At 63.6% G+C, this 15,136-nt stretch carries 17 protein-coding genes; 13 read left to right on the forward strand and 4 right to left on the reverse strand.

The window, feature by feature from the left end:
* Positions 1-48: 48 nt before the first annotated feature.
* Together ACQR1W_RS13785 and ACQR1W_RS13790 are read left to right on the forward strand one after the other, a co-directional pair.
* Entirely contained in the window at positions 49-1,173 is a 1,125-nt protein-coding gene (locus ACQR1W_RS13785; protein ID WP_434851833.1) for an alkene reductase, read from the forward strand.
* Between the two features lie 145 nt (positions 1,174-1,318).
* Positions 1,319-1,798: a GFA family protein gene (locus ACQR1W_RS13790; protein ID WP_434851293.1), complete on the forward strand. Its 480-nt coding sequence runs from the start codon at positions 1,319-1,321 to the stop codon at positions 1,796-1,798.
* Positions 1,799-1,885: 87 nt separating this feature from the next.
* Here ACQR1W_RS13790 and ACQR1W_RS13795 read toward each other — a convergent pair whose 3' ends face one another.
* On the reverse strand, positions 1,886-2,521 hold the full coding sequence (locus ACQR1W_RS13795) for a carboxymuconolactone decarboxylase family protein (RefSeq protein WP_434851294.1): 636 nt from the start codon (positions 2,519-2,521) through the stop codon (positions 1,886-1,888).
* Between the two features lie 240 nt (positions 2,522-2,761).
* Here ACQR1W_RS13795 and ACQR1W_RS13800 point away from each other — a divergent pair, with 240 nt between their 5' ends.
* The 10 genes from ACQR1W_RS13800 (at position 2,762) to ACQR1W_RS13845 (ending at position 12,368) form a co-directional block, all read left to right on the forward strand.
* A complete protein-coding gene (locus ACQR1W_RS13800) occupies positions 2,762-4,144 on the forward strand; it encodes a M20 family metallopeptidase (protein WP_434851295.1) in 1,383 nt (460 codons plus the stop codon).
* Positions 4,145-4,172: 28 nt separating this feature from the next.
* A complete protein-coding gene (locus ACQR1W_RS13805; RefSeq protein WP_434851296.1) occupies positions 4,173-5,453 on the forward strand; it encodes an MFS transporter in 1,281 nt (426 codons plus the stop codon).
* Positions 5,454-5,534: 81 nt separating this feature from the next.
* On the forward strand, positions 5,535-6,452 hold the full coding sequence (locus ACQR1W_RS13810) for an amino acid ABC transporter substrate-binding protein (RefSeq protein ID WP_434851297.1): 918 nt from the start codon (positions 5,535-5,537) through the stop codon (positions 6,450-6,452).
* Between the two features lie 216 nt (positions 6,453-6,668).
* Complete coding sequence (locus tag ACQR1W_RS13815; protein WP_434851298.1) at positions 6,669-7,400, forward strand: amino acid ABC transporter permease; 732 nt, start codon at positions 6,669-6,671, stop codon at positions 7,398-7,400.
* A complete protein-coding gene (locus ACQR1W_RS13820; RefSeq protein WP_434851299.1) occupies positions 7,401-8,093 on the forward strand; it encodes an amino acid ABC transporter permease in 693 nt (230 codons plus the stop codon).
* A 9-nt stretch (positions 8,094-8,102) separates the two neighbouring features.
* Entirely contained in the window at positions 8,103-8,834 is a 732-nt protein-coding gene (locus ACQR1W_RS13825) for an amino acid ABC transporter ATP-binding protein (protein ID WP_434851300.1), read from the forward strand.
* Positions 8,835-9,019: 185 nt separating this feature from the next.
* Positions 9,020-9,880 (forward strand): D-amino-acid transaminase, encoded by an 861-nt coding sequence (locus ACQR1W_RS13830; protein WP_434851301.1) that lies wholly within the window; start codon positions 9,020-9,022, stop codon positions 9,878-9,880.
* Between the two features lie 93 nt (positions 9,881-9,973).
* A complete protein-coding gene (locus ACQR1W_RS13835) occupies positions 9,974-10,168 on the forward strand; it encodes a DUF3311 domain-containing protein (protein ID WP_434851302.1) in 195 nt (64 codons plus the stop codon).
* Complete coding sequence (mctP, locus tag ACQR1W_RS13840) at positions 10,165-11,658, forward strand: monocarboxylate uptake permease MctP (protein WP_434851303.1); 1,494 nt, start codon at positions 10,165-10,167, stop codon at positions 11,656-11,658. Before ACQR1W_RS13835 ends, mctP begins: the two co-directional genes overlap by 4 nt.
* 107 nt (positions 11,659-11,765) lie before the next feature.
* Positions 11,766-12,368 carry a 3-keto-disaccharide hydrolase gene (locus tag ACQR1W_RS13845; protein WP_434851304.1) on the forward strand — a complete coding sequence of 201 codons (603 nt, stop codon included), beginning with the start codon at positions 11,766-11,768 and terminating at the stop codon, positions 12,366-12,368.
* A 15-nt stretch (positions 12,369-12,383) separates the two neighbouring features.
* Here ACQR1W_RS13845 and ACQR1W_RS13850 read toward each other — a convergent pair whose 3' ends face one another.
* The 3 genes from ACQR1W_RS13850 to ACQR1W_RS13860 form a co-directional block, all read right to left on the reverse strand.
* A complete protein-coding gene (locus ACQR1W_RS13850) occupies positions 12,384-12,515 on the reverse strand; it encodes a hypothetical protein (RefSeq protein ID WP_277996482.1) in 132 nt (43 codons plus the stop codon).
* Between the two features lie 123 nt (positions 12,516-12,638).
* A complete protein-coding gene (gene wrbA, locus ACQR1W_RS13855) occupies positions 12,639-13,238 on the reverse strand; it encodes an NAD(P)H:quinone oxidoreductase (RefSeq protein WP_434851305.1) in 600 nt (199 codons plus the stop codon).
* Between the two features lie 85 nt (positions 13,239-13,323).
* Positions 13,324-14,022: a pirin family protein gene (locus ACQR1W_RS13860; RefSeq protein ID WP_434851306.1), complete on the reverse strand. Its 699-nt coding sequence runs from the start codon at positions 14,020-14,022 to the stop codon at positions 13,324-13,326.
* Between the two features lie 143 nt (positions 14,023-14,165).
* Here ACQR1W_RS13860 and ACQR1W_RS13865 point away from each other — a divergent pair, with 143 nt between their 5' ends.
* On the forward strand, positions 14,166-15,089 hold the full coding sequence (locus ACQR1W_RS13865; protein ID WP_434851307.1) for a LysR family transcriptional regulator: 924 nt from the start codon (positions 14,166-14,168) through the stop codon (positions 15,087-15,089).
* The last annotated feature ends 47 nt before the right edge of the window (positions 15,090-15,136 follow it).

Genomic DNA, 15,136 nt, shown 5'->3' on the forward strand with positions numbered 1-15,136 from the left:
TCCGAACAAGATGACGACATCCGGATCAACGACACAATTGGGGGAGAGATGCCGCCTTCGCTGTTTTCGCCACTGAAGATCGGGCCTTATGAGCTGAAGCACCGCGTGGTGATGGCGCCGCTGACGCGGATGCGCGCCGAGCCCGGGACGCTGGCGCCCCGCGCCCTGAATGCGGAGTATTACGCCCAGCGCGCGACGGCAGGCGGACTGATCATCGCCGAAGCCTCCTCGGTGCTGCCGACCGGCTTCGGCAATCCCAACGTGCCCGGCATCTATTCCGAGGCGCAGATCGCGGGCTGGAGGCGCGTGGTCGATGCCGTGCATGCCAAGGGCGGCATCATCTTCCTGCAGCTCTGGCATGTCGGTCGCGTCTCGCATTCCTCGTTCCAGCCCGGCGGCGCGCTCCCGGTTGCGCCGTCGGCCATTGCGATATCAGACGACTTCAAGGCGATGACAGCAGACGGCAAGGCCGTCGCCTACGAGACACCGCGCGCGCTGGGGACCGATGAGATCCCCGGCATCGTCGCCGCCTACAAGCAGGCGGCCCGCAACGCCAAGGCGGCCGGCTTCGACGGCGTCGAGATTCACGGCGCCAACGGCTATCTGATCGAGCAATTCCTGCAGTCGCGCAGCAACCAGCGCACCGATGCTTACGGCGGCTCCATCGAAAACCGCGCGCGATTCCTGATCGAGGTGACGCAGGCGGCGATCGATGTCTACGGTGCAGACCGCGTCGGGGTGCGGCTGTCGCCCTATGGCATCGCCAATGGTTCCGGCGAGCCGGACCCGATGCCGCTCTACACCTATGTCGTCGAGGCGCTCAACCCGCTCCGGCTGGCTTATCTGCACCTGCTGGAGCCGCGCTCGTCCGGCGCGGGCCGGGCCGACGTCAATTGGCAGAACGTGCCCTCGGCGATGGAGCTGTTCCGCCCGATCTGGAACGGTGTGCTGATCGCGGCCGGCGGCTTTGTTGGCGATACCGCGAATGCCGCCATCGCGGAAGGCCATGCCGATGCCGTCGCCTTTGGCCGCTATTTCATCTCCAATCCGGATCTGCCGCAGCGGCTGGCCCATGGCTTCCCGCTCACGCCCTATCACCGGCCGACCTTCTATGGCGGGGATGCGAAGGGGTATACGGATTATCCGGTGCATGACGAGATGGCGGAGGCGTGAGTCGTCGCGCACTAATAGCGGTCGTCATTTCGGGGCGCGCGTAGCGCGAACCGGGAATCCATTTGGCCGCTGGCGCATGTGGCCTGATGGATTCCGGGTTCAGCCCTGCGGGCTGCCCCGGAATGACAAGTAGATAGAGCTAGCCATGCCCAAATCCGCTCCCGCCGGAACAGCCTCCGGCCAGTGTCTGTGCGGCCGCGTCGCGTTCGAGATCGACGTGCCGGCGCGATGGGCCTGGCATGATCACTCGGTTGCCAGCCGTCGCGCGCATGGCGCGGCCTACGCGACTTATGTCGGCAGCTGGCGCAAGCGCTTCCGCATTACCGCGGGCGACGACGCGATCTCACGCTACGAGGACGACGCCACGAAGACGGTGCGCAGCTTCTGCAGCCATTGCGGCTCGCCGCTGTTCTATGAGCGCGCGCGCTCGCCGCATATGGTCAACATCCCGCGTGCGCTGTTCGTCTCGCGCACCGGCCGCGAGCCGCTCTATCACGTCGCCATCGAGGAAGCGCCGGACTGGGCCTATACTGGCGCGCCGCTGGTACCGTTGAAGGGCTATCCCGGCGTGGTGTGGCAGCGCGCACAAAGGAAGAAGCCGCGGGAGCGGGAAGGGATGTTCTGATCCCTTCTGAAGCGATCCAGAGCCCCGCATGGTCCCGGATCGCTTTGTCGCGGTGCTCCTCGCCATGAGGGGACGAAAGGCGGCGGGCTATTGCCCGGCTTGCTTGAACGGCATCTCCTCGCCTGTGGGCGGCATGACATGCGCGACGTTGAGCGTCATCGACACCAGGTCGTAGTAGCCGTTGACCGCGATCAGGTCCATGACACCCTGCTCGCCGAAGGCGTTGACCGCGCGGGTGTAGATCGCATCGTCGACGCGGTGCTCGCGCCGAAGCTGGGTGGTGAACTCCCAGATGATCGCCTCGTCGTCTTTCATCTTGTCGGGCTTTCGCCCGGCGCCGATCGCCGCCACGATCGAGGGATCGAGGCCGGCCTTCAGCGCCAGTGGCGCATGCGCGAACCACTCATATTGCGCGCCCCAATGCTGCGCGGTCGTGATGATCGCCATCTCGTTGAGGCGCTTGTCGAGCGAGGTGTTGAAGCGCAGATATTCCCCGACCTTCTGCAACCGGTCGGCGAGCTCCGGGCTGCGCAGCCAGGCGTTGAACGGTCCGCTCAGGCTCTTGCGCGGGCCGGACATGATGGCCTCGGCGACGGCTCGTTGCGCCGGCGACATCTTGTCCAGCGGAATCTCGGCCATCCGCTCGCCGGTCAGCGCCAGCGCCGCGCCGGTGAACACGACGCCGAAGGCGCAGGCGTGAAGCAGCGTCTTCATCGGTCTCATAGTTGTCCTCCCCGTTGAGCCCGATCTGCCGCGAGCCCTGGCAGCAAGCGTTGCGCATTCTGTTGGGGCCGACAAGGCCCGCTTTCGCGGTGATGACGGCGGCGTGTGGCGTCGAGCAGTTCATGCGCAGTTCCAAAATTCGGGATTCTGCCTTCAGCCCCACAGAATCCGCTGCGAGTCTCTTTCGCTCTTGCTGCGATCCCGATAAGACGCGCCGTCAATCGTGACCGGAAAAGCGCCATGACTAGGAATGATGCAATCACCCTTGCCCGCCAGTATCTGAAAACCGGCGAGTTCATCGCCGAGCTCGATCGCCGGGTGGCGTATCGGACCGAGAGCCTCAATGCCGAGCGCAAGGGCGAGCTCTACGCTTATCTCAAGGATGAGCTGACGCCGTCGCTGGCCGCGCTCGGCTTCACCTCGCGCATCGTGGATTCGCCGAGCGGCCGGTCGCCGTTCCTGATCGCGGACTACCACGAGAGCGACAGCGCGCCGACGGTGTTGAGCTATGGCCACGGCGACACCGTCGACGGCATGGTCGGCGAATGGCGCGACGGGCTTGATCCCTGGACCATCACGACCGTGGGCAACCGCGCCTATGGCCGCGGCACCGCCGACAACAAGGGCCAGCACAGCATCAACATCGCCGCGCTGCGCGCAGTCAAGGAGACCCGCGGCGGCAAGCTCGGCTTCAATGCCAAGTTCATCATTGAGATGGGCGAAGAGACCGGCTCGCCCGATCTCGCCAAGGTCTGCGATCTCCTGCGCGACGAATTGAAGGCCGATCTGTTCGTCGGCTCCGATGGGCCGCGGCTGTCGGCGGAACGGCCGACCATCTTCCTCGGCTGCCGTGGCGGCATCCGCATCCATCTCGACGTCAATTTGCGCGCGGGCGGCAATCACTCCGGCAATTGGGGTGGCGTGCTGGCCAATCCCGCGACGATCCTTGCCAATGCGATCAGCACGCTTGTCGACGGCCAGGGCCGCATCCAGCTGGACGCCTTGAAGCCGCCGCCGCTGACCAATTCGATCCGCGCAGCGCTCGCCGACGTCAAGGTCGAGCCGACCGCTGATGAGCCACAGCTGTCGGACAATTGGGGCGAGGAGGGCCTGTCGCCGGCGGAGCGGCTCTACGCCTGGAATACGCTGGAGGTACTCGCGATCTCATCCGGCAATATCGAGAAGCCTGCGAATGCGATCCCCGGCCGCGCCCGTGCCGTGCTGCAGCTGCGCTTCGTCGTCGGCACCAAGGTCGACAACATTGCCGAGGTGATCCGCGCGCATCTGGTTGCGCACGGCTTTCCGATGGTCGAGGTTTCAACGACGCAAAGCTTCATGGCCTCGCGTGCCGATCTCGACAGCCCCTGGATCAAATGGGCGGCGGACTCAGTGAAGATGACGAGCGGGAAAGCGCCCGCAGTGCTGCCCAATTTCGGCGGCTCGCTGCCGAACGATGTGTTCGCGGATGTCCTGAAGATGCCGACCATGTGGCTGCCGCATTCCTATCCCGGCTGCTCCCAGCATGCGCCGGACGAGCACATTCTGCTCGATGTGACCGAAGAGGCGCTTGGCATCATGGCCGGCCTGTTCTGGGATCTCGGCGAACTCGAGAGGCCATTGTGATCGGAACGCCGTCGATAAGGAATATCGGATGACACTTGCAGCGCCCGTCACATCAGAGCTCCCACGCGAGAAGAGCTTCGCGAAGCAAGTGATCGCGACCTCCATCGGCAATGCACTGGAATGGTTCGACATCGCCGTCTACGGCTTCTTTGCGGTCTATATCTCGAAGGCATTCTTCCCGAGCAACGATGCCACCACGTCGCTGCTGCTGACCTTCGGCACCTTCGGTCTGTCCTATCTGATCCGCCCGATCGGCGGCATCGTGCTCGGGGCCTATGCCGACCGACACGGCCGCAAGGCGTCGCTCCTGATCTCGATCGTGATGATGACGTTCGGCACGCTGACGGTTGCCCTCATGCCGACCTATCAGACGATCGGAGTGTTGGCGCCGCTGCTCGTCATCGTCGCGCGCCTGGTGCAGGGCTTTTCGGCCGGCGGCGAGTTCGGCAGCTCGACCGCCTTTTTGGTCGAGCACATGCCGGAGCGACGCGGCTTCATCGCCAGCTGGCAATTTGCCAGCCAGGGCCTGAGCGCCGTGCTTGGCGCCGGCTTCGGCGCGCTTTTGACCTCGGCGATGAGTCCGGCAGACCTGCAGGGCTGGGGCTGGCGGATCCCATTCTTTTTCGGCGTGCTGATCGGGCCGGTTGGCCTTTATATCCGCAACAACATGGAGGATGCAGGTGCGCCACCGGCGGGTAAGGATGGCTCGCCGGTCAAGGACGTGTTCCTGCGTCAGAAGCTTGCGGTGCTGCTCGGTATCGGCGCGCTCGCGGTCTCGACCGCGATCAACTACCTGATCGTCTATATGCCGACCTATGTGGTGAAAACGCTGAACCTGCCGGCGTCCGTCGGCTTCATCGCCTCACTGGTCGGCAGCATCGCGGTCATGGTGCTGACACCGATCGCGGGTGCCGTCTCCGACCGGATCGGCCGAACCACGCACATGATCACGATCAATCTGCTGCTGCTGATCACGATCTATCCGGCGTTCTACATTCTGACCAACTATCCGACGCCGGCCGTGATCATCGCCGCGGTCTTCACGGTTGCGACCTTCAAGGCGCTTTACTACGGACCGCTCGCCGCCCTCATGGCCGAGTTGTTGCCTGCGGAGAGCCGTGCGACCGGTCTGGGCCTCGGCTACAATATCGGTGTCACCATCTTCGGCGGCATGGGCCCGGCCATTATGACGGCGCTGGGCACCGTCGCTTTCATCGGCGACATGGCGCCGGGTTACTATCTGAGCCTGATCGCGCTGCTCAGCCTGGCGTCGCTGTTTACCATCCGCAAGCTTGGCGCTACGGCCTAATGCCGCAGCGCTACAGGGTCATTTGAATTCGGCCCGATTTATGCAAGCATTCGGCCATCTGCCGGACTGAGGAGATAACAAATGAAGCAGTTACGCATTTTAGGCCTTGCCTTCGCTGCCGCGCTGTGCGCGAGCGGACTGCAGGCCGAGGAGCTGACGGGCACCTTGAAGTCGATCAAGGAATCCGGTGCAATCACGCTCGGCTACCGCGATTCCTCGATTCCTTTTTCCTATCTCGACGACAGTCAGAAGCCGGTCGGCTTCGCCATGGACATCTGCTACGGCGTCGTCGATGCCATCAAGAAGGAGCTGAAGCTCGACAAGCTCGAGGTGAAGCTCAATCCGGTGACATCCTCAACGCGCATTCCGCTGCTCGCCAATGGCACCATCGATCTCGAATGCGGCTCGACCACCAATAATGCCGAGCGGCAGAAGCAGATCGCCTTCACCAACACGCACTTCCTGACCGCGAGCCGCTATGTGTTTAAGAAGGCGAGCAATCTGAAGTCGATCGACGATCTCAAGGGCAAGACTGTGGTGTCGACCGCCGGCACCACCAACATCAAGCAGCTCACCGAGGCCAATGCCGCCCGCAACCTCGGCGTCACCATCATTCCAGCCAAGGACCACGCCGAGGCCTTCCTGATGGTGGAGACCGATCGCGCCGTGGCCTTCGTGATGGACGACATTCTGCTGGCAAGTCTCGTTGCCGGCTCGAAGGATCCGAGCCTCTATGCGATCTCGACGGATGCATTCTCGAAGCCCGAGCCCTACGGCATCATGCTGCGCAAGGACGACCCGGCCTTCAAGAAGCTGGTCGATGCGGCGACCGCTGCGATCTACACCAGCGGCGAGGGCTTAAAGCTCTACGACAAGTGGTTCATGCAGAAGATCCCGCCGAAGGGTCTGAACCTGAACACGCCGATCTCGCCTGAGCTCAAGGCCGAATTCGCCAAACCCTCGGATTCGCCGGACCCGGATTCGTACAAGGCGATGTAATCCGCGGAGGCGCGTCGGTCGCGACGGAGTCGGTGCGCTCCCCTCCCCCTCGCGGGGAGGGGTTGGGGGTGGGGGTCCGCAACGGCAGTCTTGCTCGGGGCGCCGCCCATCCCAGCCCTCCCCGGAAGGGGGAGGGGGCACACTGCATACGCGGCACCAGCTTCTGAATCTGTCGGACGGAAGATATAAGCTCAGCATCCCTCTCAGGATCTCTTCGTGAACTATCACTGGAATTGGCACATCTTCCTTGAGCCAGACCCGACCGGGGCCGGCACTTATCTCGACATGCTGTTGTCGGGGCTGAAGCTCACGATCTGGACCTCGCTGTCGGCTTGGGTGATTGCGCTGATCTGCGGCTCGATTGTGGGCGTGCTCCGCACCTTGCCCTCGAAGGCCGCGGGATGGTTCGCCTTCCTGTATGTCGAATTCTTCCGCAACATGCCGCTGTTGGTGCAGCTCTTCCTCTGGTTCTTCGTGCTGCCGGAGCTGTTGCCGCATGCGGCCGGCTTGTGGCTGAAGCAGCTGCCGAATGCGCCATTCTACACGGCCGCAGTCGGCATCGGGCTGTTCATGTCGGCGCGTGTCGCCGTGCAGCTTGCGGCCGGTATCGGCTCGCTGCCGCGCGGGCAGCGGATGGCCGCCACCGCGCTCGGCCTGACCACGACGCAAGTCTACGCCTATGTGTTGCTGCCGATGGCGTTTCGGATCATCCTGCCGCCGCTGACCTCGGAGTTTCTCAACACGATCAAGAACAGCGCGGTCGCCATCACCATCGGCCTGATCGAGCTGACCGGCGCTGCCCGCTCGATGCAGGAGTTTTCGTTCCAGGTGTTCGAGGCGTTCACCGCCGCGACGCTGATGTATCTCGCCATCAATATCGTCGTCGTGTTCGTCATGCGCCTGATCGAGCGCAGCGTCGCGATCCCCGGCTACATCACGGGGAAATAGATGTTCGCCAACCTCGATTTCGACGTCATCCGCCGCTCGCTCGCTTATCTCTTCGTCGACGGCATGACCTTCACGCTGACCTTGACTGCGCTGTCTGCGGCCGGTGGACTGATCTTCGGCACTTTGATCGCGCTGATGCGGCTCTCGAGTCACCGTGTGCTCGGCTGGCTCGCCGGGCTCTATGTCGACTTCATGCGCTCGCTGCCGCTGGTGCTCGTTATCTTCTGGTTCTACTTCCTGGTCCCTTATATCGGGCAGTGGCTGACCGGTGCGTCCCGGCCGATCAAGGTCGGCGCCTTCGCGTCGTCGCTGATCACCTTCATCCTGTTCGAGGCAGCTTATTTCTCCGAGATCATGCGCGCCGGCATCCAGTCGATCTCGCGCGGCCAGCCGGCCGCCGCGTCCGCACTCGGTCTCACCTACAGCCAGACCATGCGCTATGTCGTGCTGCCGCAGGCGTTCCGCAACATGCTGCCGGTGCTGTTGACCCAGACCATCGTGCTGTTCCAGGACACCTCGCTGGTCTACGTGCTGTCGATCCCTGATTTCCTCGGTGCGGCGTCGAAAGTCGCGCAGCGCGACGGCCGCCTGGTCGAGATGTATCTGTTCGCCGCGCTGGTCTATTTCACCATCTCCTGTATCGCCTCCTTCGGCGTCCGCCGTCTGCAATCGCGCATCGCCATCATCAGATAGTTTGCTCGCATGATCGACATCAGCCACGTCAACAAATGGTACAGCCCGGCCTTCCAGGTCCTGAAGGATTGCACGACGTCCGTCGCCAAGGGCGAGGTCGTGGTGGTCTGTGGGCCATCGGGCTCCGGCAAATCCACTCTGATCAAATGCGTCAATGCGCTGGAGCCGTTCCAGGAGGGCGAGATCAAGGTCGACGGCATCAGGGTCAATGATCCCAAGACCAACCTGCCGAAGCTGCGCGCGCGGGTCGGCATGGTGTTCCAGCATTTCGAGCTGTTCCCGCACCTGAAAATCATCGACAATCTCTGCCTCGCACAGGAGAAGGTGCTGGGGCGCGGCCATGACGAGGCGGCGGCGAAGGCCATGAAGCTCCTGGAGCGCGTCGGCCTCAAGGATCATGCGCAGAAATTTCCCGCGCAGCTTTCGGGCGGCCAGCAGCAGCGCGTCGCGATCGCGCGCGCGCTCGCCATGGACCCGATCGCGATGCTGTTCGACGAGCCGACCTCGGCGCTCGATCCGGAGATGATCAGCGAGGTCCTGGACGTGATGGTCGACCTCGCACGCGAGGGCATGACGATGATGGTGGTGACCCACGAGATGGGCTTTGCCCGCAAGGTCGCTCACCGCGTGATCTTCATGGACCGCGGCGAGATCGTCGAGGACGCCAACAAGGAGGATTTCTTCGGCAAGCCGCGCAGCGAGCGGGCGCAGAAATTCCTGTCGAAGATTCTGTCGCATTGATTTCCACCGCCGTCATGCTCCGCGCAGGCGGAGCATCCAGTACGCCGCGGCCGAAGAGATCGAACCGAGACGTCACGGCGTACTGGATCGTCCGCCTTCGCGGACGATGACAGCGGGGGTAATCGTCATCACGGGGCAAGGCCGCAGTCCTTGAACCCGGAATCTCGAAGTTGAGGAGAAGAAACTTGGACCCGATCGCTTACGTCAACGGCTCGTTCGTTCCGCTGTCCGAGGCCAAGATCTCGATCCTGGATCGCGGCTTCCTGTTCGCCGACGGCATTTATGAAGTGGCGGCCGTGCTCGACGGCAAGCTGGTCGACAGCGCTTCGCATTTGGCCCGGCTGGAGCGGTCGGTCGGCGAGATCCAGCTCGCTCTGCCCGAGAGCATCGCGCGGATCGAGGAGCTGCAGAAAGAGCTAGTCGCACGCAACCAGCTCGACAACGGCATGGTCTATCTGCAGGTGACGCGCGGCGCCGACAAGAGCCGCGACTTCGCCTTTCCGAAGGGCGAAGTGCCGTCGACCCTGGTCATGTTCGTGACCGCCAAGGACATCGTCAACGCGCCCTCCGCCAAAGCCGGCATCGGTGTCATCACGGTGCCCGACATCCGCTGGGAGCGGCGCGACATCAAGAGCGTGGCGCTGCTCGCGCAGGTGCTGGCCAAGCAGGCGGCGGCCGCCGCTGGTGCGGGTGAGGCCTGGATGATCGAGGACGGCTATGTCACCGAGGGCGGCTCGTCGTCCGCTTTCATCCTGACCAAGGACGATGTCATCGTCACGCGGCCGAACTCCAACGCGATCCTGCCGGGCTGCACCCGCAAGGCGGTGGTGGCGCTGGCCGAGGAGCGTCAGCTCAAGGTCGAGGAGCGGCTATTCACAGTCGCCGAGGCGCTCGCGGCCAAGGAAGCCTTCATCACCAGCGCGAGTTCGTTCGTGCAGCCGGTGATCTCGATCGACGGTAAGCCGGTCGGCGAGGGCAGGCCGGGGCCGATGGCCATGCGGCTGCGCGAAATCTATATCGAGTTCGCCCGCGCCACTGCGGTGTGAGCAGGATTGAAGTCACGCGCGCGGAACCAATGGTTGCCTCGCGCGTTACACGGCGTTCGGCCGGCAGATCCGGCCCCGAGGTTTGATCGTTCGATGCGGATTCTGCTGCTGCTACCCTTTGTCGGTTTGCTCTGGGTGCCGTTCTACAATTTCATGGAGCCGAGCCTGTTCGGCTTCCCCTTCTTCTACTGGTATCAGCTCGCCTGGGTGCCGATCTCGTCGCTGCTGATCTGGCTGGTCTATCGCAGCCAGCCGCATGACGACGCCGACAACGAGGCGCGCCGATGAGCGATCACATCGAATGGGTTGCCGTCTCCGTCTTCGTGTTCTTCTTCGCGCTCGTCACGGTCATGGGCTTCGTCGCCGCGCGCTGGAAATCCGGGCCCGTCAGCGAGCATCTCGATGAGTGGGGGCTCGGCGGCCGCCAGTTCGGCACCTGGATCACCTGGTTCCTGGTCGGGGGCGATTTCTACACCGCCTATACCGTGATTGCCGTGCCGGCCCTGGTCTATGCGGTCGGCGCCTACGGCTTCTTCGCGCTGCCTTACACCATCATCGTCTACCCGTTCGTTTTCATGGCGATGCCGGCGCTGTGGAAGCTCGCGCATCGGAATGGCTACGTCACGGCGGCAGATGTCGTGCACGGCACCTATCAGTCGCGTGGCCTTGAGCTTGCGGTGGCGCTGACCGGCATGGTCGCCACCATGCCCTATATCGCGCTGCAGCTGGTCGGCATGGGCGCGGTCATCAAGACCATGGGCCTTCAAGGCGAGTGGCCGATCATCGCCGCCTTCATCGTCCTGGCGCTCTACACCTACAATTCCGGCCTGCGGGCGCCGGCGCTGATCGCCTTCGTCAAGGACATCATGATCTATGTCGTGGTGCTGACCGCGGTCGTGGTGGTGCCGGCCAAGCTCGGCGGGTACGGTGCCGTATTCGCAGCGGCCGACGACGCCTTCAGGGCCAAGGGCGGTGCCACGGGGCTGATCCTCAAGCCCGGACAATATCTGCCCTATGCGACACTCGCGCTCGGCTCGGCGCTCGCCGCCTTCATGTATCCGCACACCTTGACCGGCGTGTTCGCCTCCAAATCCGCCGACACCATTCGCAAGAACGCGATCCTGCTGCCGGCCTATACGTTGCTGCTCGGGCTGATTGCGCTGCTCGGCTACATGGCCCATGCCGCGCAGATCAAGGTCAGCTCGCCGAACGACGTGGTGCCGGAACTGTTCAAGACGCTGTTTCCGTCGTGGTTCGCCGGTTTCGCCTTCGCCGCGATTGCGATCGGCGCGCTGGTGCCGGCGGCCGTCATGAGCATCGGCGCGGCCAATCTGTTCACGCGCAATGTGTGGAAGGCCTATGTCAATCCCACGATCAGCCATGCCGGCGAGGCCAATGTCGCCAAGATCACCTCGCTGATCGTGAAGTTCGGCGCGCTCGCCTTCACGCTGTTTCTGCCAGTGCAATATGCGCTAGACCTGCAGCTGCTCGGCGGCTTGTGGATCCTGCAGACCTTCCCGGCGCTGGTGTTCGCCCTGGTCACACGCTGGTTTCGCGCCGAAGGACTGCTGCTTGGCTGGGCGGTTGGCATTGCTTGGGGCTCGTGGACGGCCTGGAGCAACGGCTTGAAGCCGCTCGCGAGCATTACGTTCGATGGCACGAGCTATTCGTTCTATGTTGCTCTCGGCGCGCTGCTTATCAACGTCGTGGTCGCTGTCGTCGTCAGCGCCGTCCTGAGCTGGACGTCGCCAGCCCCGGAGGTTGCAGTCCGCTCGTGACAGGCCGGCCAACAGTGCAGCTGCAGCATCGAACCCCGCTTGCATTGTGACACGCTTTGCTATTCTGCTGGCACGGTCATCAGGTGCAAAATTGCGGGAGAGTTTCGATGCGTTCTGGTCTGACCATGCTTGGGGCCGGGCTCTTGATCGGTGCCGCCGTGTTTCGGTTTGGCGCGGCGACTGCGGGCGACAATGACGGCTGGATCACGCTGCTGGACAGCTCGAACAAAGGCGACTGGACCGAGGTCGGAAAAGCCAATTGGGAGATGAAGGACGGCGTGCTGACCGCCGACAAGCTCGACGGCAAGGACCTGTCCTATCTGGTCTCCAAGAACACCTACAAGGATTTCCAGATCAGGGCCGAGTTCTGGGTCGATGACGCCGCCAACAGCGGCATCTTCATCCGCTGCGACCAGTCCGACAAGATCGACTCGAACATCTGCTACGAGGTGAACGTCTTCGACAAGCGGCCGGATCCGAAATACGGCACTGGCGCGATCGTCGACGTCTCGAAGGTCGATCCGATGCCCAAAGCGGGCGGCAAGTGGAATACTTATGAGATTACGGCGAAGGGGCCTCACCTCACTGTTGTTCTGAATGGCGAGAAGACCGCGGAGGCCGACGACACCAAGCATGCCAGCGGGCCGATTGCTCTGCAGTACGGTGCTGGCGTGGTGAAGTTCAGGAAGGTGCAGATCAAGCCGCTGTGAGGCGCGGCCACGCGGCTACGCCGCTGTGCATTCCGGGCAACGGCGTTGACCGCGGGTGGCGCGGTAGAGGCTTCTGCAATACCAGCGGCGCGCCATCACCTGCAGCGGATTGCGGGCCATTTGCGCGAACATCAACAGATCAAGCATTGCGGTCTCCTTTCCCCCGTGCCGGTCAAATGGGGCGGCGCTTCTGACGCAGAAGTGCCGCCCTTATCGCATCAGCCATGCAATCGGCCGTGGAGCTTAGCCTTTCGAGCTCAGCCGTGGAGTTCAGCCATGGAGTTTCTTGGCGGCCTCCGCGATCACGCGTCCTTGATAGCGCGCACCTTCCAGCTCGTTTTCGCTCGGCAGACGGCTGCCGTCGCCGCCGGTGATCGTTGTCGCGCCGTAGGGTGAGCCGCCGGTGACCTGATCGAGCTTCATCTGGCCGGCAAAGCCGTAGTTGAGGCCGACCACGGTCATGCCGAAATGCAGGAGGTTGGTGATGATCGAGAACAGCGTCGTTTCCTGCCCGCCGTGCTGGGTCGCCGTCGAAGTGAAGGCGCCGCCGACCTTGCCGTGCAGCGCGCCCTTGGCCCAGAGGCCGCCGGCCTGATCGAGGAAGTTCGCCATCTGCGAGGCCATGCGGCCGAAACGGGTGCCGGTGCCGACGATGATCGCGTCGTAATTGGCGAGCTCTTCGACCTTGGCGACCGGCGCGGCCTGGTCGAGCTTGTAGTGCGAGGCCTTGGCGACCTCGTCAGGCACCAGCTCCGGCACGCGTTTGATATCGACACTGGCACCGGCTTCGCGCGCGCCTTGCGCCACCGCATTGGCCATGGTTTCGATGTGGCCGTAGGCGGAGTAATAGAGGACGAGAACCTTGGTCATTTGGATGCTCCAGAGTTGAACTTTGAGCGGAAAGGGCCAGTCATGGCCGGACAGTCCGGCCATGACGACGATGGGGCGGTTTGGGTTAGGCGGCGTCGACCAGCACCAGCTCAGAATCTTCCAGCGCGGTGATCTTCAACGTGGCTTCGTCCCGGATCGCAGCGCCGTCGCGAGCATTGACGCGGACGCCGTTGACTTCGATGCTGCCGGCCGCCGGCACGAGGTAGATATGGCGGGACTTGTTCGCGGCATACTCGGCCGACTCGCCGGCCTTCAACGTCGTGCCGAGCACGCGCGCCTGGGCTCGGATCGGAAGCGCGTCATCGTCCTCATCGAAGCCGGAGGCCAGCGTCACCAGCTTGCCGGAGCGGTCCGCCTTCGGGAATGGCTTGGCGCCCCAGGTCGGCTGGCCACCGTCGGTGGTCGGCTCGATCCAGATCTGGAAGATCCGGGTCGTGGTCGGCTCCAGATTGTACTCGGAGTGCCGGATGCCGCTGCCCGCGCTCATCACCTGGACGTCGCCGGCCTCGGTGCGACCCTTGTTGCCGAGGCTGTCCTGGTGGCTGATCGCCCCCTCTCGGACGTAGGTGATGATTTCCATATTGGCATGCGGATGGGCCGGAAATCCGGTGTTGGGCGCGATCTCGTCGTCGTTCCATACCCGGAGCGAGCCGTGCCCCATGTTGCTCGGGTCGTAGTAGCTTGCGAACGAGAAATGATGCTTGGCCTTCAACCAACCATGGTCGGCGCCGCCCAACTTTGAAAATGGCCTGAGTTCGATCATTGAACTGCTCCTTGTGATCCAAACGCGGGTGCCGGAGCGAAGGTGCTTCGGGCCGCGTCGTTGGGCTTGGGATAAGCGTTCTGGTGCGGTATAGAAATAGAAACTATTGAAACGTATTGTTTCCGAAAGCGACCTTTAGTCTGATGGCAAAACTCCCCGATTTCGAAGCGATGGCGATCTTCGCCAAGGTGGTCGAGCAGCGCTCCTTCGCCTCTGCCGCGCAGGACCTTGCGCTCTCGAAAGCCACCGTTTCCAAGGCGGTGAGCCGCCTCGAGGAGCGGCTCGGTACGCGGCTGTTCAACCGCACTTCGCGCCGCCTGGCGCTGACGGATGCCGGACAGCGCTTGTCCGAGCGTGCGATCCGGCTGCTCGCCGACGGCGAGGAGGCGGAGACCGAAGCGCTCGCCCAGTCCGTCGTGCCGCGTGGGCTGGTGCGGTTCGCAGTGCCCATGACCTTCGGCGTCAAGAAGATCGCGCCGCTGCTGCCTGCCTTCCTGGAACATTATCCGGAAGTCTCGATCGATCTGCATCTGAGTGACGCGACCGTTGATCTGATCGGCGAGGGTTTTGATCTGGCGCTCCGGATTGCGCGGTTGCCGGATTCCTCGTTGATCGCGCGTCGGCTCTGTGCCATCCCGCGCTACACGGTCGCGGCGCCGTCCTATCTGAAGCGCTACGGCCGCCCCACCCATCCGATGCATCTCGCCGAGCACAAATGCTTTGGCTACGCCTACCTCGCGACAGCCGGGGTTTGGCACTACACCAACGCCGCCGGCGAGCAGGCGAGCGTGCGTCCCGCCGGGCAGTTGCGCGTCAATAACGGCGAGGCGGTGTTGCCGGCCGTGACTGCCGGGCTCGGTATCGCCGACCTGCCGGACTTCATCATCGGCGACGCGATCGCTTCCGGCCAGGTCGAGGTGATCCTGAAGGGCTGGACGCAAGCCGAAGGCGCGATGCATCTGGTGATGCCGCCCGGCGGCCCGCGTCCGGCGCGGGTCGAGGTGCTGGCGGATTTTCTGGTCCGGGAGTTGGTGAAGGGAAGAAAGGGCAGGGCGGCGCAAGCGTGATTGCTGCGCTGTTTGCGCTGCGGTCGACAGCAGTGCATGCTGACGGA

The organism is Bradyrhizobium sp. HKCCYLS1011, assembly GCF_051167795.1.
Taxonomy (GTDB): Bacteria; Pseudomonadota; Alphaproteobacteria; order Rhizobiales; family Xanthobacteraceae; genus Bradyrhizobium.